Consider the following 19,937-nt stretch of genomic DNA (forward strand, 5'->3'; position numbering starts at 1 on the left):
GAAATTTAATTAGCGCAAATTAAATTTCACACCGTCTCTCTACATTGCAACCGTTGCGGCCACAGGAGATCGTGATGGCCAAGCCGTTTCGTCGGAAGGCAATCTTCGTCACGTTGAGCGCTCCTCGCGAGCAGGGTGGTCAGGGCGGCGATGCGACGCCCCGGAGCTGTTTGCGGTCGGATATTCAGCATGCGTTATTGGCACTCTGAAGTTCGTCACTGGCCAGCAAAAGCAAGCGCTGCCAGCCAACACCGCAGTTACCGCCATCGTCGGTATCGGCCAGATTCCCGGTGGTTTCGGCCTCGAGGTCGAGCTGCAGCTCAGCCTGCCAAGCCTTGACCGTGAGCTGGCCCAAAGCCTGATCGACGCCGCACATCAGGTTTGCCCGTACCAAAGCAGCCCGCGGGAACATCAACGTCCGCCTGGCTCTGAGCTGATAGCCTCGGACGTCTGCCCCTTTGGCAGAGTAGTCGACTGCAAGCTTACCCCTGCCAACATCAAGTGGCCCTACATTGACCGCTATCAGCTCAATGCAGGGCCATTTCGTACTTCTCGGGCAAAGGCCCGGTGCGTCCGGCCCTTACGACAGACGAAAGCGAGAACGACCCCGCCCACAGGCCATCATCTGCTTCAACCGCGGAAAAAGAGCACTGTCATGACTGATCCGGTGACGATGACGACCGCCCGAACGAGGCTTGCAGGGAGCCGGCGACCGACACGTGCCATGACATAGCCGCCGACAGTCGCCGCTAGCATCATCACCAGCGCTTCGCGCCACAGGATCGCACCGCCGAATGCATATACAGACACGGCGATCGCGGTCAGTACAGACGAAACCAGATTCTTGAGCCCCTGCATCGAGTTGATATATCGATGGCCGAGCAAGCTGAACGCAGCGAGCAGCACGATGCCGAGACCGCCATTGAAGTAGCCACCATAGACGCTGACAAGGGCCAAGGTGAAACCCTGCACCAGTGCATTCGCCTCATCCCCGGTCGAATCGCGCTTGAACCTACGCAATAACCAAGGTCCGAAAGCGAACAGCAACGTCGCAACAAGCAATAGCCAGGGGACGATCGCACGAAATACGTCATCAGGCGTGGTCAGTAACAGGCCCGCCCCTACTGCACCACCGCCCAGGCTGATGGCAACGAGCGTCCCCATCGACAGCGTTGCGGGCGGGCGCAGATCCTCTCGATAGCCCCAGGTACTTGCAAAATAACCAGGTAGAAGCGCGAGCGTCCCTGAAGCATTCGCCGCCACAGCAGGCACGCCGGCATAAACCAATGCCGGGAATGTGAAAAAACTACCGCCACCGGCAATGGCGTTCAGCCCGCCGCCAAGAAAAGCGGCAACCAGCAGAATTGCCCACGTCGTGATCGAATGATCCATGAAAGTTCTACTCCCTTGCGTCCGCGTTTCGAGAATCAGTTTCCAGCGTGCTGGCCAGCGCTTCGAGCGCCGGGGCCAATAGTTCGCTGGCCGCTATGGCTGCCTGCTCGGGGCGGCCCCGGGCTATGGCGTCATAGACGGCCGCGTGTGCCGCATAAGTGGGCTCCGGGAGCTGTTGTTCACCCTCCGTCTTGGCAATGGTGTTTTGCAGCCCCGCCCAAAAGAACTGATACATTTCCAGCAACGTGGCGTTGTGGCTGGCGCGGACAATGCTCAGATGAAAATCGGCGTCTCGTTCGACGAACGCTCCGAGTGACGCCTCATCGCTCCAGGTCCCCCGTGCTCCGAGAGCATCATGTATAGCCTGCAGGTCCTGTTCCGTGCGCCGCGACGCTGCCAGACGCGCGGCTTCGACCTCCAGCGCCCGTCGGACTTCGAGCTGGTCATGCAGCGCGGCGTGGTCGAGTCGCTGAAGCAATCCAGACGGGTCTCGACTGGAAAGCACGAACGTCCCCGCACCCTGGCGAACCTCCAGCACCCCGGTATGAACCAGCGCCCGCACTGCCTCTCTGACGGTATTTCTGCCAACGCCTAAAAAGTTGCTGAGTTGGTTTTCGGTAGGAATTCGCATACCCGGCGACCATTCGCCAGCATTGATCTGTGACCGCATTTGCTCGATCACCCGCTCTACAAGCGAAGAGCGTGAGGTGTGCTGCAGCGACATTGGTTCACCTTCAAATTCATCCTATGTTTCGATCATAGGATGAATCCTGCTCCATCTACAACTCGATGGTTCAATTTGCCAGCAGCAAACTGTGAGCGGCAGACAAGCGCATTGCCTGGAGATGCCGCGAGCGCGGTCAGCCGCGGTGAACTAGCGCAACCTTGCGAATACGGCGAGCAGTTGTCCTCTCGTTCCTGCATAGCCTGGGACCAGGCAAAAGGAGCTATGGCAATGCTCAGAGAGAAACCCGCCAGCCTGGCGTACGCGATAACGAAGCTTGATAAGCTGGCCGCGCTCTACTGTCATTGGGGGTTCCGTGTTTTCACTCAAGCGCAAAGGTGATTTCCGCCTGCAGCTGACCCGCACGCTGAAGCAGCCTGGACGGCACAAGATCGAGCTGTATCTGTTCACTCCGCACGAGAGCAACCTGTCGGCCTGGACCCTCTCGGAAGAGCAGTTTTTCTTTACCACCCTGACGCATAGTTTCGGGCTGCTTGGCATGCCATCGAAGGACCGCATCAGCAAGGCTGACCAATCCTTCGTCCTACTCTCACCGCACTACGAAATCATGTACGGCTCCTGGTTCTTCCAGTACCAGGCCTCGATGGAGCGGTTGCGCCAGCAGATGCTCGCATCCCAGGCTGTGGCAGAACCCGTAGCGCGCGCCCTGCGACTCAGTCAGAACTTTGCGCAACGCCTGCGCAAATCCAGCCCGAAGCAGAGCAACCAGCAGCGCTACTTCCGCCAGATGGACATCTATTTCTCGTGGCATGCCGAGCAATTCCTGCTGGAAAGCATGACCCTCGAGGGCTACGCGGCGCTCGACGAAGAACTCAAGCAATCGGTGGCGAAGTTCCTGCGCCAGGAACGCAGATACCGCAAGGAGTGTGGATATCTGAGCGACTTCCACGGAACCCCTACACGGATATGGAACCGCATGGCGCTGTATCACCGGCTGCTCGAGTACCCGGTACTGTTGCGTTCGAAGATTACGCAGCTTGGGGCCGGCACCCACAAACTGGTCAAGGCGATGTCGACGATGCTGATCATGTCGCTTTTCACCTACTTCCTGTTCAACGCGCGGGATGCCAGTGAGAAGCTCTCGCTCACCCTTCTGCTGGTGATCGCGCTGGTCTATGCCATCCGCGATCTGCTGCGCGACGACATGATCACTGCCATCACCCGCAGACTGCGCAAAGGCAAGCCGCGCTGGAAGATTCGCCTGCTGATGCCCTACACCCGTAAGGTACTCGCACAGCAACGGGTCTGGCTCGACTATCGCAAGCTGCCTGATCTGCCGCCGTTGGTTCGGGAACACTCCGGCAAGTGGGCCGCCAACGAAGAGCGACAGATCATCTGCTATCGCGTTCTGCTGACGCTGGACAAGGCGGCACTGGAGCACGACGAAATTCGGGAGCGGCTCACGCTGGATTGCGAACAGCTTTGCGCGATGATCCAGGCGAGCCACAACAAGCTGTTTGTCCAGGCCGAAGACGATGATTCCGCTAGCGATGACAGCAAAGGTTCAGTCCAGGCCCACCCCATCGAAAAGCAGCACGACTACAACCTGTTGCTGTTGCATACCAATCCCGGCGAGCACTTTCCGTCAGCCCAGCGCTGGCGCCTGAGGCTCGGGACCAGCGGCATCGTACAATGCGAAAACAAGAAGCCCCACTGGCCCGAACCACCGGAGCTGCAACGCTCCGCACGGCATCGACTGAGTCGTCTGTGGCAACGAGGATAAACCCATACTGCACTACGCATACTCTGCTGGTGAGCACGCAAACCGCGGCAGTACGGAATCGTAACCTCACGTATTAAAATCGCAGATACAAAAAAGCCCCTGTTACGGGGCTTTTAGAGATTTTCGATTCTTCTTGCAAAGCCTCGAAATCATGTGATGGTGCGGACGGAGAGACTCGAACTCTCACACCTTGCGGCGCCAGAACCTAAATCTGGTGTGTCTACCAATTTCACCACGTCCGCCAAGCAGGACTTAAACGAAAACGCCAGGCAATGCCTGGCGCTTTCTGGAATATGGGGTGGACGAAGGGGATCGAACCCTCGACACCAGGAGCCACAATCCTGTGCTCTACCAACTGAGCTACGCCCACCATATTGCATTTGCTTGTGCCAGAGCCCGAAATGGCGCACCCGGCAGGACTCGAACCTGCGACCATCCGCTTAGAAGGCGGATGCTCTATCCAGCTGAGCTACGGGCGCTTTATCTGCATTCTGTTCGGAGCGCAGACTTGAAGCTCCGGCTATTGAAGAAGTCACCCTCTCCGAAAGCCATCTTACCCAGCAGCAGGCTGTGCTCGACAAGCGGGGCGAATGTTATAGAGGCTCCAAACAGTCGTCAACAGCAAATTGAAAAAAATTTCAGTTAGATAAAGGAGTTACAGGTGCTGATGGCTGCTTCGCCTTTGCCACATCGCCGCGACATGCGAGAATACGCGCCCTTTCCAAGTCCTCTCCAATGGTTAACCAAGCGTCATGACCGCAAAACTGATCGACGGTAAAACGATTGCTGCCAACATTCGCCAACAGATCTCCGGTCGTGTTGCCGAACGCCGCGCCCAAGGGCTTCGCGCTCCCGGCCTCGCCGTGATCCTGGTGGGCAGCGACCCAGCTTCCCAGGTTTATGTGGCGCACAAGCGCAAGGATTGTGAGGAAGTGGGCTTCAACTCCGTGGCCCATGACCTGCCGAGCGATACTCGTCAGGAAGATCTGCTTGCGCTGATCGATCAGCTCAACGACGACACGTCCATCGACGGCATCCTTGTGCAACTGCCGCTGCCAAAGCACCTCGATGCTTCGCAACTGCTCGAGCGCATCCGTCCGGACAAGGATGTGGATGGTTTCCATCCCTATAACGTCGGCCGCCTCGCCCAACGCATGCCGCTGCTGCGCCCTTGCACGCCAAAGGGAATCATCACGTTGCTGGAGAGCACCGGTGTCGATCTGCATGGCCTGGATGCGGTCGTTGTGGGTGCATCCAACATTGTCGGTCGCCCAATGGCGCTGGAGCTGCTGCTGGCTGGCTGCACCACCACCGTTACCCACCGCTTCACCCGCAACCTCGAAGAGCACGTTCGCCGTGCCGATCTGGTCGTGGTAGCGACGGGCATCACCGGCCTGGTGAGGGGTGAATGGATCAAGCCAGGAGCGATCATCATCGACGTAGGCATCAACCGCCAGGCCGACGGGCGCCTACTGGGCGACGTCGAATTCGGACCAGCCAGCGAACGCGCCGCCTGGATCACCCCGGTTCCGGGTGGAGTAGGCCCGATGACTCGTGCCTGCCTGCTGGAAAATACGCTGCACGCCGCCGAGCATCTGCATCGGTAATTGCAGAAGATGAAACAAGAACGGCACCTTTCGGTGCCGTCTTTTTATCCCGACGCTACTTACTCAGCCAGACGCCAGGTCGTCCCGCCTTTGCCATCCTCCAGCACCACCCCCATCGCGGTGAGCTGGTCGCGGATACGATCGGATTCCGCCCAGTTCTTTTCAGCCCGAGCCGTGAGGCGCGCAGCGATCAACGCCTCGACCTCAGTGGCATCGACTTTCCCCGCCGCACCAGCTTGCAGGAAAGTTTCAGGCTCGAGTTGCAGCACGCCCAATACATCCGCCAGCTCCTTGAGACGTGCAGCCAGCGCCGCCGCGGCGGGCAGATCGGACTCACGCAGACGGTTCACCTCACGGATCATCTCGAATAGCACCGCGCAGGCTTCCGGCGAGTTGAAGTCGTCATCCATCGCCGCAGCGAAGCGCGCAACAAACTCATCGCCGCCGGCAGGCTGAGCCTCCGGCAGACCCTTGAGGCCATTGTAAAAACGCTCCAGCGCGCTCTTGGCTTCGCGCAAGCTGTCTTCGGAGTAGTTGATCGGGCTGCGATAGTGGCTGGAAACCAGCAGATAGCGCACCACCTCGGGATGGTACTTTTCCAGCACTTCGCGAATGGTGAAGAAGTTGCCCAGGCTCTTGGACATCTTCTCGCCATCGACACGCACCGCGCCGGCGTGCATCCAGGCATTGGCGTACTGCTTGCCGGTGGCTGCTTCGCTCTGCGCGATCTCGTTCTCATGGTGCGGGAACACCAGGTCCGGGCCACCACCATGAATGTCGAAGGTCTCGCCCAGGCAGCAGGTCGACATCACCGAGCACTCGATATGCCAGCCCGGACGACCGGCACCCCAGGGCGAATCCCAGCTCGGCTCACCTGGCTTCGCGCCCTTCCACAGCACGAAATCCAGTGGATCTTGCTTGGCCTCATCGACCTCGATGCGCGCGCCGATCTTCAGGTCCTCGATCTTGCGCCGCGACAGCTTGCCGTAACCGACGAACTTGCCGACCCGGTAATAGACATCACCATTGCCCGGTGCATAGGCGAAGCCTTTATCGATGAGCGTCTGGATCATCGTGTGCATGCCGGCGATATGGTCCGTCGCACGTGGCTCGATATCCGGACGCAGCACGTTGAGGCGAGTTTCGTCCTCGTGCATGGCGGCGATCATGCGCTCGACCAGCGCCTGGAACGGCTCGCCGTTCTCGCTGGCACGACGAATGATCTTGTCGTCGATGTCGGTGATGTTACGTACGTAGGTCACATCGTAGCCGCGATGGCGCAGCCAACGGGTGACCACGTCGAACGCGATCATCACCCGTGCATGACCGATGTGGCAGAAGTCATAGACCGTCATGCCACAGACGTACATGCGCACCTTGTTGTCTTCCAGCGGGCGGAACGCTTCCTTGGTCTTGGTCAGCGTGTTGTAGATCGACAGCGCCATCATTGACCCCAGGAGTCACGCAGCGTGACGGTGCGGTTGAAGACAGGGGCGCCCGGCTTACTGTCCCTGATGTCGGCGCAGAAATAGCCTTCGCGCTCGAACTGAAACCGCTCCTCAGGTTCGGCATTGGCTAGCGATGGCTCTGCACGGCAACCCTTGAGCGCGACCAGCGACTCCGGATTGATGTTGTCGAGGAAGCTACCGCCCTCCTCGTCCTTTTCCGGATTGGCCGAGCGGAACAGGCGATCGTACAGGCGCACCTCGCACTCTACGCTCTCGGCGGCCGGCACCCAGTGGATCACGCCCTTGACCTTGCGTCCTTCCGGATTCTTGCCGAGGGTGTTCTCGTCATAGGAACAGCGCAGCTCCAGGATATTGCCCTGATCATCCTTGACGGCTTCATCGGCACGAATGACGTAGCTGCCGCGCAGGCGGACCTCGCCGCCCGGAATCAGCCGTTTGAACCCTGCCGGAGGGACTTCCTCGAAGTCGCCGGCGTCGATATAGATTTCGCGGCTGAATGGCAGCACCCGTACGCCCATATCCTGCTTGGGATGGCGCGGCAGTTCGAGGTTCTCGACCTGACCTTCCGGATAGTTGGTAATCACCACCTTGAGCGGTTTGAGCACGCACATGGCACGGGCTGCGTTGGCATCGAGATCTTCGCGGATGGCGAACTCCAGCATACCGATGTCGACGACGCCACCGGCGCGATTCACACCGATCATGTCGCAGAAGTTGCGGATCGACGCCGGGGTGTAACCGCGACGACGAAAGCCCGAAAGCGTCGACATCCGCGGGTCGTCCCAACCACTCACATGCTTCTCATCGACCAGCTGCTTGAGCTTGCGCTTGCTGGTGATGGTGTAGTTCAGGTTGAGGCGGGCGAATTCGTACTGACGCGGCTGCGCCGGCACCGGCAAGCTGGCCAGGAACCACTCGTACAGCGGACGGTGATCCTCGAATTCCAATGTGCAGATCGAATGCGTGATGCCCTCAATCGCGTCAGATTGGCCATGAGTGAAATCGTAGCTAGGGTAGATGCACCACTTGTCGCCGGTCTGGTGATGATGCGCGTGGCGAATGCGATAGAGGATAGGATCGCGCAGGTTCATGTTGGGCGAAGCCATGTCGATCTTCGCCCGTAGCGCACGGGCACCATCCGGGAATTCGCCGGCTTTCATGCGCGCAAACAGATCGAGATTTTCCTCCACCGACCGCTCCCGGAACGGGCTGTTCTTGCCGGGTTCGGTCAGGCTGCCACGATATTCACGCGCTTGCTCAGGCGTCAGATCACAAACATAGGCCTTGCCGGCCTTGATCAGGTGGACAGCCCACTCGTGCAGCTGATCGAAATAGTTGGAGGCATAGCGCTCCTCGCCCGCCCACTGAAAGCCCAGCCATTCGACATCACTCTTGATGGCGTCGATGTATTCCTGGTCTTCCTTGGCCGGGTTGGTATCGTCGAAGCGCAGGTTGCACTCACCACCGAACTCCTTCGCCAGACCGAAATTCAGGCAGATCGATTTGGCGTGGCCGATATGCAGGTAGCCATTGGGCTCAGGCGGGAAGCGGGTAACGATCTTGGCGTGCTTGCCGGAATCCAGGTCGGCCTGGACGATCGGACGGAGAAAGTTGCTAGCGGCGGGAGTCTCGGGCTTGCTCATGATGTCCTTAACGATCAGCGAGTGCGGCTCAGGGTAGGCCGACCAAATCAAAGCGCTTATCATAGCGGACCCGTCAACCCCCTGACAGAGCAATACGCCCAAGGCGGCATTGCCATCAGCGCTTGACGGCGTTCGGTACGACGACCCTTGCAGCGGCCTGCCCCGCACTTGGCCAGCCCCACGAAAACGGAATCTCTCCCCGATGATCAAACTGCACACCAACTATGGCGTCATCACCGTCAACCTGTTCGAAGACAAAGCGCCGGAAACCACTGCCAACTTCAAGGAATACGTGAAGAGCGGTCACTACGACGGCACCATCTTCCATCGCGTGATCAGCAACTTCATGATCCAGGGTGGCGGTTTCGAGTCTGGCATGAAGCAAAAGCCGACTCGCGCGCCCATCAAGAACGAGGCCAACAACGGCCTGTCGAACAAGACCGGCACCCTGGCCATGGCCCGCACCATGGAGCCACACTCCGCTTCCGCGCAGTTCTTCATCAACGTGAAGGACAACGACTTCCTCGACCACAGCGCGCCAACCGTTCAGGGCTGGGGTTACGCCGTGTTTGGCGAAGTAACCGAAGGCATGGACGTGGTCGAAAAGATCAAGGCCGTGGCGACCACCATGAAGTCCGGCCACCAGGACGTTCCGGTGGAGGATGTGGTGATCGAGAAAGCGGAAATCGTCGAGTAACCGCGAGTGATCCTGCTGATCTCCGATCTGCACCTGGAAGAGGAACGCCCGGACATTACCCGGGCGTTTCTGCATTTTCTCGCCACTCGCGCCCGCCAGGCCGAAGCGCTGTACATCCTCGGCGACTTTTTCGAGGTCTGGATCGGCGACGACGCCATGACGCCCTTCCAGCAATCTATCGCCAACGCGTTACGCGCCCTGAGCGAACGCGGTACGCGCATCTACCTGATGCATGGCAATCGTGACTTCATGCTGGGCAAGGGCTTCTGCCGCGCGGCGGGCTGCACGCTGCTGGGCGACCCCAGTGTGGTCGAGTTCGGCGGTGAGCGTGTCCTGCTGATGCATGGCGACAGCCTGTGTACCCGCGACGAAGGCTACATGCGGCTACGGCGCTTGCTGCGCAATCCGCTCAGCCTGTTCATCCTGCGTAATCTACCGCTGTCCACTCGCCGAAAACTGGCGCGCAAACTGCGCGATGAAAGTCGCGCCCAGACGCGCATGAAGGCTTCGGACATCATCGATGTCACCCCGGAACTGATCCCTCGCGTGCTCGCCGAGCATGGCGTGCGGACCCTGATACATGGCCACACCCATCGCCCCGCGACACATGAACTGGAAGTCGACGGCCACCCGGCGCGGCGTATCGTGCTCGGCGATTGGGACCAGCAAGGCTGGGCGTTACAGGTCGACGAGAGCGGCTTCCAGCAAGCCCCATTCGATCTGAATTAAGCCGCCAGCGGTACGCCGCTGTGAAAGCGAAATTCGGCGTCCGGGCTTTCGATCAGCTCGCGCTCGCGTTCACGCACCCGGATGATCGTCGCATCGACATCGGCCGCATCGCCGTATTGGTACGCCAGCTTGAGATAGTCCTGAAAGTGCCGCGCTTCCGATTTGAGCAGCCCGTGGTAGAACTTGCCCAACTCCTCATCCAGATGCGGAACCAGCATGGCGAAACGCTCGCAGGAACGTGCCTCGATAAAGGCACCGATCACCAGCGTATCGGTTAGCCGGTACGGCTCATGATTACGTACGAGTTCGCGCAGCCCAGCTGCGTAGCGTGACGAGCCAACGTTTTTCAGGGGGATCTCCCGTCGGCGTACGATCGCCAGCACCTGCTCGAAATGACGCAACTCCTCACGGGCGAGGCGCGACATCTTGTTCTGCAGGTCCGGCTTATCGACGTAGCGGAACATCAACTGAAACGCCGCGCCTGCCGCCTTTTTCTCGCAATTGCCATGATCGATCAGCATCACATCCTGATTCTGCAACGCTGCATCCACCCATGCGGCAGGTGTGGCACAACCGAGAAATTCGTTGAGATCAGGAAGCATGTCTAGCCTTGCATATTCAGGAACATAATAAGCCGGCAGTTACATGGCACCGCCGAACACTGGGCGGGCATTATTGCGAATGCCGCGCGGAGCAGCCAGCCTTGCTTGATATACATCACGGCCGGCATCGCAGGCTTGTCTATAGTTGACCAACCCGAATCTGGAAATGGAGCCGATCATGCAAGCCATTCGCTGCATCCTCGTGGTAATTGACCCGAACCAGCCACAAGAGCTGGCACTCAAACGTGCGCGACTGATCGCAAGTGTCAGCCAGTCCCACCTGCATCTGCTGGTGTGCGATGCCAAGCACGACCACAGTGCCCATCTGACTGCATTGAGCGAGCAACTGACGGGCGAAGGCCATCAAGTGACCACCCAACAGGCGTGGCACGAGAGCATCCATCAGACCATCATCAACGTGCAGCAGGCCGAAGGTTGCGGACTGGTGGTCAAGCAGCACGTGCCGGACAATCCCCTCAAGCGCGCCCTGCTCACCCCCGAAGACTGGAAGCTGCTGCGCTATTGCCCCAGCCCGGTACTGATGGTGAAAACCGACAAGCCTTGGACAGGTGGAAACATTCTCGCCGCGGTGGACGTCGGCAACGCCGATCTGGAACACCGCACGCTGCACGCGACGATCATCAATCACGGCTATGAGATCGCCAGCCTCGCCGACGGCAAACTGCACGTCATCAGTGCGCATCCTTCAGCGATGCTTTCGGCCGCCGACCCGGCATTCCAGCTCAAGGAAACCATCGAAGCCCGCTACAGAGACGCCTGCAAGCAGTTCCAGGAAGAGTTCCAGATTCCCGACGCCCAGCTACATGTCGAGGAGGGTCCGGCCGATGCGCTGATTCCGCGCGTTTGCCATCAGCTCAAGGCCGTCGTCACCGTGATCGGCACCGTGGCAAGAACCGGATTTTCTGGCGCGCTGATGGGTAACACTGCCGAGGTAGTGCTCGACACGCTGGAAAGCGACGTCCTGGTGCTCAAGCCCAACGACATAATCGATCACCTCGAAGACCTGGTTCGCCACTGAGTCAGGCTAATCTGAGCGAAAGCGCTGGTCCGCAGGGCTTTCATCAGACCCTGGAGTCGATACCTTCAGCCAAGAAGCGCGGCGCGATGTAGCGTTCGTAATGCGCCTCGGAAAGCAGGAAGAACTCCTGATCGATCGCGTCGCGCAGTTCCGGCAGCGGTCGGTCACGGAATTCGGGTAGCAAAGCAACGCCATAAGCTTCGAGCTGCTGAATCACCCGTGCACCGCGCGCGATCAACTGATAGGCCCAGCAATAAGGCGACTGCCCCACTACGAAGCGGATCTGCCGCGTCTCCAGCTGCTGGCGCAACAGCTCGGCATCGAACACTTCAAGCTTGGCTGCCATGACCTGTGCCAGGAGGATTTCCAAACGCCGCCACACCGCCCGTTTTTCCTCTTCGCCATAGGCGTTCCAGTTAACCACCTCATGATGGAATCGCTTGCATCCACGGCAGACGATATCGCCGTACACCGTCGAGCAAAGACCAATGCAGGGAGTTTTGATGCGCTGTGAGGACATGACTGAAGCAGGTTGATGGCGGGTCGAGCATCTTAGACTTTTGTCCTACCAGGGTCACCCTTGTTTGAAGCGCGGACACCTCGCACATCGCCACAGGCCCAGGCCCCGCGGGCCCGAGCGAAATCTGTCGCGCAAGCTCACGCAGCCTACGCGGCGATCACCACTGGCGCTCGACTTAACTTTCGGGGCCATTTCCAGTAGTATCGGCCCGCCGTTTTTGGCGCCACATTCCATACGAAGCTGTTTTCAAAGCGTCACGAGCACAGTTGAACCGGCTGCGTGCCGGATGCGCGGATTTGCCTCTCTCCTGCCCATCCGGCCTCGCCTGCCCGGCGTAAAACTTTGAAAACAGCTTCCGGATGCGCGTCCCGAAACACCCAAGGGACCAATGATGAGGGTAAAAACTGTGCTTGAAGCCTATCGCAAACACGTAGAAGAGCGTGCCGCCCAGGGCGTCGTGCCCCAGCCGCTGAACGCCGAGCAAACCGCAGGTCTGGTCGAGCTGCTGAAGAACCCGCCGGCCGGCGAAGAAGAATTCCTCGTTGATCTGATCACCAACCGCGTCCCTGCTGGCGTCGACGAAGCCGCCTACGTCAAGGCCGGTTTCCTGTCCGCCCTGGCCAAAGGCGAAACCTCCTCGCCGTTGCTGAGCAAGCAGCGCGCCGTCGAGCTGCTGGGCACCATGCAGGGCGGTTACAACATCGCCACTCTGGTCGATCTGCTGGACAGCGCCGAGCTGGGCGCAGTTGCCGCCGAGCAGCTGAAGCACACGCTGCTGATGTTCGACGCCTTCCACGACGTAGCCGAGAAAGCCAAAGCCGGTAACGAGCATGCCAAGGCTGTGATGCAGTCCTGGGCCGACGGCGAGTGGTTCACCAACCGCCCGGCAGTCGCCGAAAAAGTCTCCCTGTCCGTATTCAAGGTCACCGGCGAAACCAACACCGACGACCTGTCGCCTGCTCCGGATGCCTGGTCGCGCCCTGACATCCCGCTGCACGCCCTGGCCATGCTGAAAATGGCCCGCGACGGCATCAACCCGGACGTACCGGGCTCGGTCGGCCCGATCAAGCAGATGGAAGAACTGAAGGCCAAAGGCTTCCCGGTTGCTTACGTCGGCGACGTGGTCGGCACCGGTTCCTCGCGCAAGTCGGCCACCAACTCCGTACTGTGGTTCTTCGGTGACGACATCCCGAACGTGCCGAACAAGCGCGCCGGTGGCTTCTGCTTCGGCACCAAGATCGCTCCGATCTTCTACAACACCATGGAAGACGCCGGCGCCCTGCCGATCGAATTCGATTGCAGCAACCTGGCCATGGGCGACGTGATCGACGTCTATCCGTACGCTGGCAAGGTTTGCAAGCACGGCACCGATGAAGTCATCACCACCTTCGAACTGAAAACCGACGTCCTGCTGGACGAGGTCCGTGCTGGCGGTCGTATTCCGCTGATCATCGGCCGCGGCCTGACCGAGAAGGCCCGCGCCGAGCTGGGTCTGGCACCGTCCACGCTGTTCAAGAAGCCGGAAGCGCCGGCCGACAGCGGCAAAGGCTTCACCCTCGCGCAGAAGATGGTCGGTCGCGCCTGCGGCCTGCCGGAAGGCCAGGGCGTACGTCCGGGCACCTACTGCGAACCGAAGATGACCACAGTCGGCTCCCAGGACACCACCGGCCCGATGACCCGCGACGAGCTGAAGGACCTGGCTTGCCTGGGCTTCTCCGCCGACCTGGTCATGCAGTCGTTCTGCCATACCGCTGCCTATCCGAAGCCGATCGACGTCAACACCCACCACACCCTGCCGGACTTCATCATGAACCGCAGCGGCGTGTCCCTGCGTCCGGGCGACGGCATCATCCACAGCTGGCTGAACCGCATGTTGCTGCCGGATACCGTTGGTACCGGTGGTGACTCGCACACCCGCTTCCCGATCGGTATCTCCTTCCCGGCCGGTTCCGGCCTGGTCGCCTTCGCTGCCGCCACTGGCGTCATGCCGCTGGACATGCCGGAATCCGTACTGGTGCGCTTCAAGGGTCAGATGCAGCCTGGCATCACCCTGCGCGACCTGGTTCATGCCATCCCCTACTACGCCATTCAGCAGGGCCTGCTGACTGTCGAGAAGAAGGGCAAGAAGAACATCTTCTCCGGCCGCATCCTCGAAATCGAAGGTCTCAACCAGCTCACCGTGGAGCAGGCATTCGAGCTGTCCGACGCTTCCGCCGAGCGTTCGGCTGCTGGCTGCACCATCAAGCTGCCGGAAGACTCGATCGCCGAGTACCTGAAGTCCAACATCACCATGCTGCGCTGGATGATCAGCGAGGGTTACGGTGATGCCCGCACTCTGGAGCGCCGCGCTCAGGCGATGGAAGCATGGCTCGCCGATCCGAAGCTGCTGGCAGCAGACAAGGACGCCGAATACGCTGCAGTGATCGAAATCGACCTGGCCGAAGTGAAAGAGCCCGTGCTCTGCGCACCGAACGACCCGGACGATGCGCGCCTGCTGTCCACCGTTGCTGGCGAGAAGATCGACGAAGTCTTCATCGGTTCCTGCATGACCAACATCGGTCACTTCCGCGCTGCCGGCAAGCTGCTCGACAAGGTCAAGGGTGGCATTCCGACCCGCCTGTGGCTGGCTCCGCCGACCAAGATGGACGCTCACCAGCTGACCGAGGAAGGCTACTACGGCATCTACGGCAAAGCGGGCGCGCGTATGGAAATGCCGGGCTGCTCCCTGTGCATGGGTAACCAGGCTCGCGTTCAGACCGGTTCGACTGTCGTGTCCACGTCGACCCGTAACTTCCCGAACCGCCTGGGCGACGCCACCAACGTCTACCTGGCATCGGCCGAACTGGCAGCGGTAGCCTCCATTATCGGCAAGCTGCCGACAGTCGGGGAATACATGGAGTACGCGAAGAACATCGATAGCATGGCTGCCGATATCTATCGCTACCTGTCTTTCGACCAGATCGCCGAATTCCGTGACGCTGCGGAGAAGGCCAAGATCAAGGTCGTCGAAGTCTGATGACGCCGTAAAGCAATAAAAAACCCCGCCTCGGCGGGGTTTTTTATTGCCTGGCTGTCGTCGTTGCCCGTCTACTTCCATCGAAACGGCGACCAACGTCTACACACGTATCCGCTGTAGCAATGCCGTGTCGGTCAACCAGCCATCACCGTGCAGCACCCGCCACAGCAAAATCATCACGTAGAAATAGTTGCTTTTCCTACGGACAAAGAAAAGCCCGGACTAGCCGGGCCTTTCTAGATATAGCTAACCCAGATTACTGAACCTGAGCTTCCACTTCTGCTTCAACGCGACGGTTGATCTGACGACCTTCCTCGGTGGCGTTGTCAGCAACCGGACGGGACTCACCGTAACCTACGGAGTTCACGCGACCGCCTTCAACACCGTACTCGTTGACCAGAACGTTGCGCACTGCTTCGGCACGACGCTCGGACAAACGCTGGTTGTACTGGTCAGTACCAACGGAGTCGGTGTGACCTTCGACAGTGGTGTTGGTCTGCGGGTACTGCTGCATGAAGTCAGCGAGGTTCTTGATGTCGCTGTAGCTTTCTTCACGAACGCGCGACTTGTCGAAATCGAACTTGACGTCCAGTTCGACGCGGACCAGTTCAGGAGCTGGCTCCGGCTCAGTGTCCACGATCGGAGCCGGTGCCGGCTCTGGAGTCGGCTCGACCGCTGCAACCTCGCGAGCACCGCCACCGAAGTTCAGACCGACACCAACGCCAGCCATCCACTCGGCTTCGTCTGCATCGATGTTGTACATGCCGTCGACGCTGGCCTTGGCAAAGAAGTTCTCGGTGAAGTAGTACTTCAGACCGGTACCAACATTGGCGAAGGTGCTGCTGTCACGGCCGCTACGAGCCGCCTGACCGATGCTCTGATGAGCCACGCCAGCAGAGACGTACGGACGCAGGCCTACGCCTGGCGCGCCGAAGTGGTAGGCAGCGTCCAGAGAAGTAAGGCTGCCCTTGATGTTCTTGTGACTGCCATCGGCGCCGACCGGATCCTTGGAAGTCAGGTCATGATATTCACCGTAGGACAGGCCCAGAGACACGTCGTCGGTAAGGAAGTAGCTGACGCCAGCGCCGTAGAGCTCGCCGTCACGCTGCACGTCACGCGAGCTATCGGTGAAATAGTGCTTACCGAACGCTTCCACTTCTACGGCACCCTGACCCTGGGCCAGCGCGTTGAGAGAAGTGGCGGCAACCATCGAACCGATAACTACGCCTAAGGTGTTTTTAAGTTTCATCCGTAAATCCCCATCTGGTGGTTAGAATCAGAACAATCTAAGGAAACCGGCTGTCTGTATGCCCAAGCTGTTCGCAAGGTATCAGACAAATTTCCAGGATTAAGTTTCAGTAGTATCGGAAAATTTTTCGCGCAGCTTATCGAGCGCTCGCTTGTAACGCATCTTCGTTGCGCTCAAACCCATATGCATGATGTCCGCGATTTCCTGAAACTCAAGTTCAGCAACAAAACGCAACACCAATATCTCTCGATCGATCGGATTCACATGCACGAGCCAACGGTCGAGCCCGGTTTTCTCTTCGATCTTCGGCGCTTTCTCGTCGGACGCCTCTTCAAGCGGATCGAGACTGAGCGCGTCAAGCAAGCGCCGCTTACGGCGTTCTTTGCGATACTGAGTAATACACTCGTTATACGTGATGCTATATAGCCACGTCTTGAATTTCGATTTTCCCTCGAAGTTTTTCAGCCCATATAAAACCTTGAGCATAACTTCCTGACATACATCATCGGCGTCCCGCTCGTTCCCCAAGTAACGCGCACATACATTGAACAGCGTGCGCTGATATCGCCGCATGAGCTCTTCATATGCGCGCGTTATATGAAATAGTTCGACATGAGCGTGCTGCACCAGCTCTTCGTCGGTGAGCTGGCGGGGGTCGTAGCGCGATATGGACGATGGGGTTTTAGTCAAGACGCTTCGAGCCGACAGTCGGAGGCACGGCCGCCATTTAAGCAAACCGGAAAAAAGGCGACGTACTTTACCAGAATCGCAAGGCTAACGGCTGCCAACGCGTTGTTCGAGCAGCACTTTGTTAGCAACAGAAGCCAGTTCGCCGTCGTCGGTCAGTAGCAATGTCTTGACCGTTCCGATCTCCTCGATCTGTCCTTCGATATCCGCCAAGCTCACTCGCTGCCCCACCTCGTAAAGCTCACGCACGTAGATGCCAGCCAGAATCTGCGATACCAGCTCGCGGCTACCGAGGCCAAACGCAAGCGCAACTGCCAGACCGACAGTGATCAGCACGATGGCGATGACATAGTTGAGGAGTTCGGTCTTGACCTCGAGCTGCCCGATCGCAACAGAGATGCTGATGATGATCACCAGCCCTTGCGCCATACGCGCCAAGCCATTGGCATAATCCAGCCCGACGCCCTCTGCCGCGCCACGAACCAGGCCGCTGAGCAACTGCGCCAGGAGAACGCCAGCGAGCAGGATCAGTGCCGCACCGAAAACCTTGGGTACGTAGAGGGCCAGCATATCCAGCGTCGCCGATACTCGCTCCAGCCCCAGCGATTCGGCAGCCGAAACCAGGAAGATGAGCAACACGAACCAGTACACGACCTTGCCGATCAGAGCGGAAACCGGAATCCGGATCCCCGCCCGCCCCAGCAGCTTGGTCAGCCCGGTACCCGCCATCAGTCGGTCCAGGCCCACCTTGGCAAGCACTTTGGAAAGCAGGGTATCGAGGAGCTTCGCGACGACGAAACCAAGCAGGACGACGACCAAAGCGCCGAACAACCGGGGGATGAACGCGGCGACAGAGGCCCAGAGGGAGCTCATCGCCGACAACAGACTTTGGGTCCAGGGATCGAATTCCATGATCAGTCAGCCTTATCGAACGAACAGTTGGGTGTTTCCCGGCGGGAAACCGGAGCGACATGACCTGAGCCGCTGCTGACTGCGATCATCAAGGCCTGCAGCCAATGACCGATCAGTCCGAACAGGTCGCCAGCGCCAACCTGCCGGTTGGCCGTTTTCAGGACACGGCCCAGACAAGCGTCGTCGTCATGAGCCGAGGGCTTGTTGAGCAGGTCGCGCAGGGATTCTTCAAAGGGATCGCGCATGCAAACCTCGCTAAAGTATGTGGGCTAGACGGCTTTCAGTTAGGTGGGAGTCACATTCACACCCAACGCAGTCGGCGCAGGACCCACCACTGCAACAGCGCAACACCGCCGATGAGCATGCAGGCAACGACGAACCCGTAGGAAAACTCTGCTCCAGGAATACCACCCACGTTGATCCCCAGCAGCCCGGTCAAAAAGCTCAGCGGCAGGAAAAAGCCGGTGATGACAGCAAGCAGGTACATGGTGCGGTTCATCCGCTCGCTCAACCGGCGATGTTCCGACTCCAACACCAGGTTCACGCGCTCGCGGACCATCTCGAGTTCTTCCAGGTAACGGATGAGCCGGTTGCTCAACTCGTTCCAGTACTCTGTGTCATCCTCGGCAAACCAGCTCGGTTGATTACGCGTCATCTGGCCGTAGAGCTCACGCTGTGGCAGCAGGAAGCGCCGCAAGCTCGCGGCCTGCCGGCGCAAGGAAAGCATCGAAGCGTGCTCCAAGGTGTATTGCTCATCACCCTCGAGCCGCTCTTCCTCGGCGTCAATGCGCTCAGTCAGCTGAGTGACCAGGTCATCGACTCGCTCGGTCATCGCCTCTGCCAAATAGAGCAGCAGTTCAGAGGTCGATTTCGGCCCCCTACCCTCCGACAGCAATCCAATCACTACTTCGGTGGAGCGCAGTGGCCGAAGGCGAAGCGAAATGACCCGCTTTCGATCGGCAAATACACGTACGGAAACCATATCTTCCGGTTCGGCATCGGGGTTCAGATTCACCCCTCGCAAGAACAGCAAGAGCTCTTCCTGCGGCAATGCCAAGACGCGCGGACGCGTATTTTCCTCAAGCAGTACATCGCAAGCGAACCCACTGAGCCCGCTTCGCCTGCGCAGCCAATCCTGCGCCTGGGGCTGGCCGCGGTCCCAATGCAGCCAGACGCTCTCATTGGCCGCAAGCTGCAGTTCAGGCAGATCGCTATAGGCAATCTGGCGAGCCCCGCCGCTGCCATCGAGAACAAAGGCGTGGATCAGCCCGTGCTGTTCGCTTTCGGTTTCCCGCATCTATCCGTTCCGTCGCTAGTCATGAAAAGCCCGGCATCGCCGGGCTCAGGAGTGATGGCAAATACAGCCTTAAAGCCGGTTTACTCCGGCATGGAAAGCGGCTCAGGCGACACGATGATGCCGTTGTTGTCGGCATATACGTATTCACCGGGACGGAACGTCACACCGCAAAACGTCACCGGAACGTTGAGATCACCGATCCCACGCTTGTCCGTCTTCATCGGATGGCTAGCTAGTGCCTGGACGCCCAGTTCGGTCTGCGCGAGCACGTCAACATCACGAACACAGCCATAGATGACCAAGCCTGCCCAGCCGTTGCGCGCCGCCTTTTCCGCAAGCATGTCGCCCAGCAGTGCACGACGCAGCGAGCCACCGCCGTCGACCACCAGCACCTTGCCGGTTCCGTCGACGTCGACCTGGTCCTTGACCAGCGAATTGTCCTCGAAACATTTGATGGTCACGATCTCGCCACCGAAGGAATCGCGACCACCGAAGTTGCTGAACAGCGGCTCGACGACCTGCACCAGGTCCGGATAGGCATCGCACAGATCGGGCGTGACGTATTGCATGGGAAACTCCTTCTGCTTGGAAATTACGGCGACATCCAGCG

Annotated in this window: 18 protein-coding genes, 3 tRNA genes and 1 pseudogene; 7 read left to right on the forward strand and 15 right to left on the reverse strand. The window is 59.3% G+C overall.

The genetic code is table 11. From position 1 onward, the window contains the following. Positions 1–43 precede the first annotated feature (43 nt). Positions 44–437 (forward strand): annotated as a pseudogene (locus P5704_002415) (organic hydroperoxide resistance protein). Positions 438–630: 193 nt separating this feature from the next. On the opposite strand, the gene P5704_002420 reads toward P5704_002415, so the two are convergent. Continuing rightward, positions 631–1,392 (reverse strand): sulfite exporter TauE/SafE family protein, encoded by a 762-nt coding sequence (locus P5704_002420; protein ID WOF79381.1) that lies wholly within the window; start codon positions 1,390–1,392, stop codon positions 631–633. 7 nt (positions 1,393–1,399) lie between these two features. Continuing rightward, positions 1,400–2,116 carry a FadR/GntR family transcriptional regulator gene (locus P5704_002425; GenBank protein ID WOF79382.1) on the reverse strand — a complete coding sequence of 239 codons (717 nt, stop codon included), beginning with the start codon at positions 2,114–2,116 and terminating at the stop codon, positions 1,400–1,402. 316 nt (positions 2,117–2,432) lie between these two features. Here P5704_002425 and P5704_002430 point away from each other — a divergent pair, with 316 nt between their 5' ends. Next, on the forward strand, positions 2,433–3,860 hold the full coding sequence (locus P5704_002430; protein WOF79383.1) for a hypothetical protein: 1,428 nt from the start codon (positions 2,433–2,435) through the stop codon (positions 3,858–3,860). 157 nt (positions 3,861–4,017) lie between these two features. Here the strand turns inward: P5704_002430 and P5704_002435 are convergent. The 3 genes from P5704_002435 to P5704_002445 all read right to left on the reverse strand — a co-directional run bounded on the left by P5704_002435 (position 4,018) and on the right by P5704_002445 (position 4,339). Continuing rightward, positions 4,018–4,102, reverse strand: a tRNA-Leu gene (locus tag P5704_002435). A 52-nt stretch (positions 4,103–4,154) separates the two neighbouring features. Further along, a tRNA-His gene (locus P5704_002440) sits at positions 4,155–4,230 on the reverse strand. A gap of 32 nt (positions 4,231–4,262) precedes the next feature. Beyond that, positions 4,263–4,339 (reverse strand) — tRNA-Arg (locus P5704_002445). Between the two features lie 273 nt (positions 4,340–4,612). Between P5704_002445 and folD the strand changes: the two genes are divergently transcribed. Then, positions 4,613–5,467: a bifunctional methylenetetrahydrofolate dehydrogenase/methenyltetrahydrofolate cyclohydrolase FolD gene (folD, locus tag P5704_002450; protein ID WOF79384.1), complete on the forward strand. Its 855-nt coding sequence runs from the start codon at positions 4,613–4,615 to the stop codon at positions 5,465–5,467. A gap of 59 nt (positions 5,468–5,526) precedes the next feature. Here folD and cysS read toward each other — a convergent pair whose 3' ends face one another. Together cysS and P5704_002460 are read right to left on the reverse strand one after the other, a co-directional pair. Next, on the reverse strand, positions 5,527–6,912 hold the full coding sequence (cysS, locus tag P5704_002455) for a cysteine--tRNA ligase (GenBank protein WOF79385.1): 1,386 nt from the start codon (positions 6,910–6,912) through the stop codon (positions 5,527–5,529). Then, on the reverse strand, positions 6,912–8,579 hold the full coding sequence (locus P5704_002460) for a glutamine--tRNA ligase/YqeY domain fusion protein (GenBank protein WOF79386.1): 1,668 nt from the start codon (positions 8,577–8,579) through the stop codon (positions 6,912–6,914). Before P5704_002460 ends, cysS begins: the two co-directional genes overlap by 1 nt. 202 nt (positions 8,580–8,781) lie before the next feature. Here P5704_002460 and P5704_002465 point away from each other — a divergent pair, with 202 nt between their 5' ends. After that, positions 8,782–9,276, forward strand: coding sequence for a peptidylprolyl isomerase (locus P5704_002465; GenBank protein ID WOF79387.1), 495 nt, complete (start codon positions 8,782–8,784; stop codon positions 9,274–9,276). A 6-nt stretch (positions 9,277–9,282) separates the two neighbouring features. Beyond that, positions 9,283–10,005 carry a UDP-2,3-diacylglucosamine diphosphatase gene (gene lpxH, locus P5704_002470; GenBank protein WOF79388.1) on the forward strand — a complete coding sequence of 241 codons (723 nt, stop codon included), beginning with the start codon at positions 9,283–9,285 and terminating at the stop codon, positions 10,003–10,005. Here the strand turns inward: lpxH and miaE are convergent. Beyond that, positions 10,002–10,607 carry a tRNA isopentenyl-2-thiomethyl-A-37 hydroxylase MiaE gene (miaE, locus tag P5704_002475; protein ID WOF79389.1) on the reverse strand — a complete coding sequence of 202 codons (606 nt, stop codon included), beginning with the start codon at positions 10,605–10,607 and terminating at the stop codon, positions 10,002–10,004. The genes lpxH and miaE overlap by 4 nt on opposite strands. A 178-nt stretch (positions 10,608–10,785) precedes the next feature. Between miaE and P5704_002480 the strand changes: the two genes are divergently transcribed. After that, positions 10,786–11,646: a universal stress protein gene (locus P5704_002480; protein WOF79390.1), complete on the forward strand. Its 861-nt coding sequence runs from the start codon at positions 10,786–10,788 to the stop codon at positions 11,644–11,646. Between the two features lie 43 nt (positions 11,647–11,689). Here the strand turns inward: P5704_002480 and P5704_002485 are convergent, their stop codons facing one another. Next, positions 11,690–12,166 carry a DUF1289 domain-containing protein gene (locus P5704_002485; GenBank protein ID WOF79391.1) on the reverse strand — a complete coding sequence of 159 codons (477 nt, stop codon included), beginning with the start codon at positions 12,164–12,166 and terminating at the stop codon, positions 11,690–11,692. A 406-nt stretch (positions 12,167–12,572) separates the two neighbouring features. On the opposite strand from P5704_002485, the gene acnB reads away from it, so the two are divergent. Beyond that, on the forward strand, positions 12,573–15,182 hold the full coding sequence (acnB, locus tag P5704_002490) for a bifunctional aconitate hydratase 2/2-methylisocitrate dehydratase (protein WOF81151.1): 2,610 nt from the start codon (positions 12,573–12,575) through the stop codon (positions 15,180–15,182). Between the two features lie 256 nt (positions 15,183–15,438). Here the strand turns inward: acnB and P5704_002495 are convergent, their stop codons facing one another. The 6 genes from P5704_002495 to rraA form a co-directional block, all read right to left on the reverse strand. Beyond that, positions 15,439–16,431: an OmpA family protein gene (locus tag P5704_002495; protein WOF79392.1), complete on the reverse strand. Its 993-nt coding sequence runs from the start codon at positions 16,429–16,431 to the stop codon at positions 15,439–15,441. Between the two features lie 99 nt (positions 16,432–16,530). Then, a complete protein-coding gene (sigX, locus tag P5704_002500; protein ID WOF79393.1) occupies positions 16,531–17,121 on the reverse strand; it encodes an RNA polymerase sigma factor SigX in 591 nt (196 codons plus the stop codon). An 84-nt stretch (positions 17,122–17,205) separates the two neighbouring features. Then, positions 17,206–18,030, reverse strand: coding sequence for a mechanosensitive ion channel (locus P5704_002505; protein ID WOF79394.1), 825 nt, complete (start codon positions 18,028–18,030; stop codon positions 17,206–17,208). 2 nt (positions 18,031–18,032) lie between these two features. Continuing rightward, on the reverse strand, positions 18,033–18,275 hold the full coding sequence (locus P5704_002510) for a CrfX protein (protein WOF79395.1): 243 nt from the start codon (positions 18,273–18,275) through the stop codon (positions 18,033–18,035). Positions 18,276–18,331: 56 nt separating this feature from the next. Then, positions 18,332–19,327, reverse strand: coding sequence for a zinc transporter ZntB (locus P5704_002515; GenBank protein ID WOF79396.1), 996 nt, complete (start codon positions 19,325–19,327; stop codon positions 18,332–18,334). Positions 19,328–19,407: 80 nt separating this feature from the next. After that, the gene (gene rraA / locus P5704_002520; GenBank protein WOF79397.1) at positions 19,408–19,896 is read right to left on the reverse strand and encodes a ribonuclease E activity regulator RraA; all 489 of its coding nucleotides are present in this window, start codon (positions 19,894–19,896) and stop codon (positions 19,408–19,410) included. Positions 19,897–19,937 lie beyond the last annotated feature (41 nt).

This window comes from Pseudomonas sp. FeN3W (assembly GCA_030263805.2).
In the GTDB taxonomy this organism is placed as follows: Bacteria; Pseudomonadota; Gammaproteobacteria; order Pseudomonadales; family Pseudomonadaceae; genus Stutzerimonas; species Stutzerimonas stutzeri_G.

Excerpts from the sequence above, each read along its gene's own strand:
- P5704_002420 (WOF79381.1), bottom strand. The coding sequence starts at position 1,392 with ATGGATCATTCGATCACGACGTGGGCAATTCTGCTGGTTGCCGCTTTT.
- P5704_002425 (WOF79382.1), bottom strand. The coding sequence starts at position 2,116 with ATGTCGCTGCAGCACACCTCACGCTCTTCGCTTGTAGAGCGGGTGATC.
- folD (WOF79384.1), top strand. The coding sequence starts at position 4,613 with ATGACCGCAAAACTGATCGACGGTAAAACGATTGCTGCCAACATTCGC.
- cysS (WOF79385.1), bottom strand. The coding sequence starts at position 6,912 with ATGGCGCTGTCGATCTACAACACGCTGACCAAGACCAAGGAAGCGTTC.
- P5704_002460 (WOF79386.1), bottom strand. The coding sequence starts at position 8,579 with ATGAGCAAGCCCGAGACTCCCGCCGCTAGCAACTTTCTCCGTCCGATC.
- P5704_002465 (WOF79387.1), top strand. The coding sequence starts at position 8,782 with ATGATCAAACTGCACACCAACTATGGCGTCATCACCGTCAACCTGTTC.
- miaE (WOF79389.1), bottom strand. The coding sequence starts at position 10,607 with ATGCTTCCTGATCTCAACGAATTTCTCGGTTGTGCCACACCTGCCGCA.
- P5704_002480 (WOF79390.1), top strand. The coding sequence starts at position 10,786 with ATGCAAGCCATTCGCTGCATCCTCGTGGTAATTGACCCGAACCAGCCA.
- P5704_002485 (WOF79391.1), bottom strand. The coding sequence starts at position 12,166 with ATGTCCTCACAGCGCATCAAAACTCCCTGCATTGGTCTTTGCTCGACG.
- P5704_002495 (WOF79392.1), bottom strand. The coding sequence starts at position 16,431 with ATGAAACTTAAAAACACCTTAGGCGTAGTTATCGGTTCGATGGTTGCC.
- P5704_002505 (WOF79394.1), bottom strand. The coding sequence starts at position 18,030 with ATGGAATTCGATCCCTGGACCCAAAGTCTGTTGTCGGCGATGAGCTCC.
- P5704_002510 (WOF79395.1), bottom strand. The coding sequence starts at position 18,275 with ATGCGCGATCCCTTTGAAGAATCCCTGCGCGACCTGCTCAACAAGCCC.
- P5704_002515 (WOF79396.1), bottom strand. The coding sequence starts at position 19,327 with ATGCGGGAAACCGAAAGCGAACAGCACGGGCTGATCCACGCCTTTGTT.
- rraA (WOF79397.1), bottom strand. The coding sequence starts at position 19,896 with ATGCAATACGTCACGCCCGATCTGTGCGATGCCTATCCGGACCTGGTG.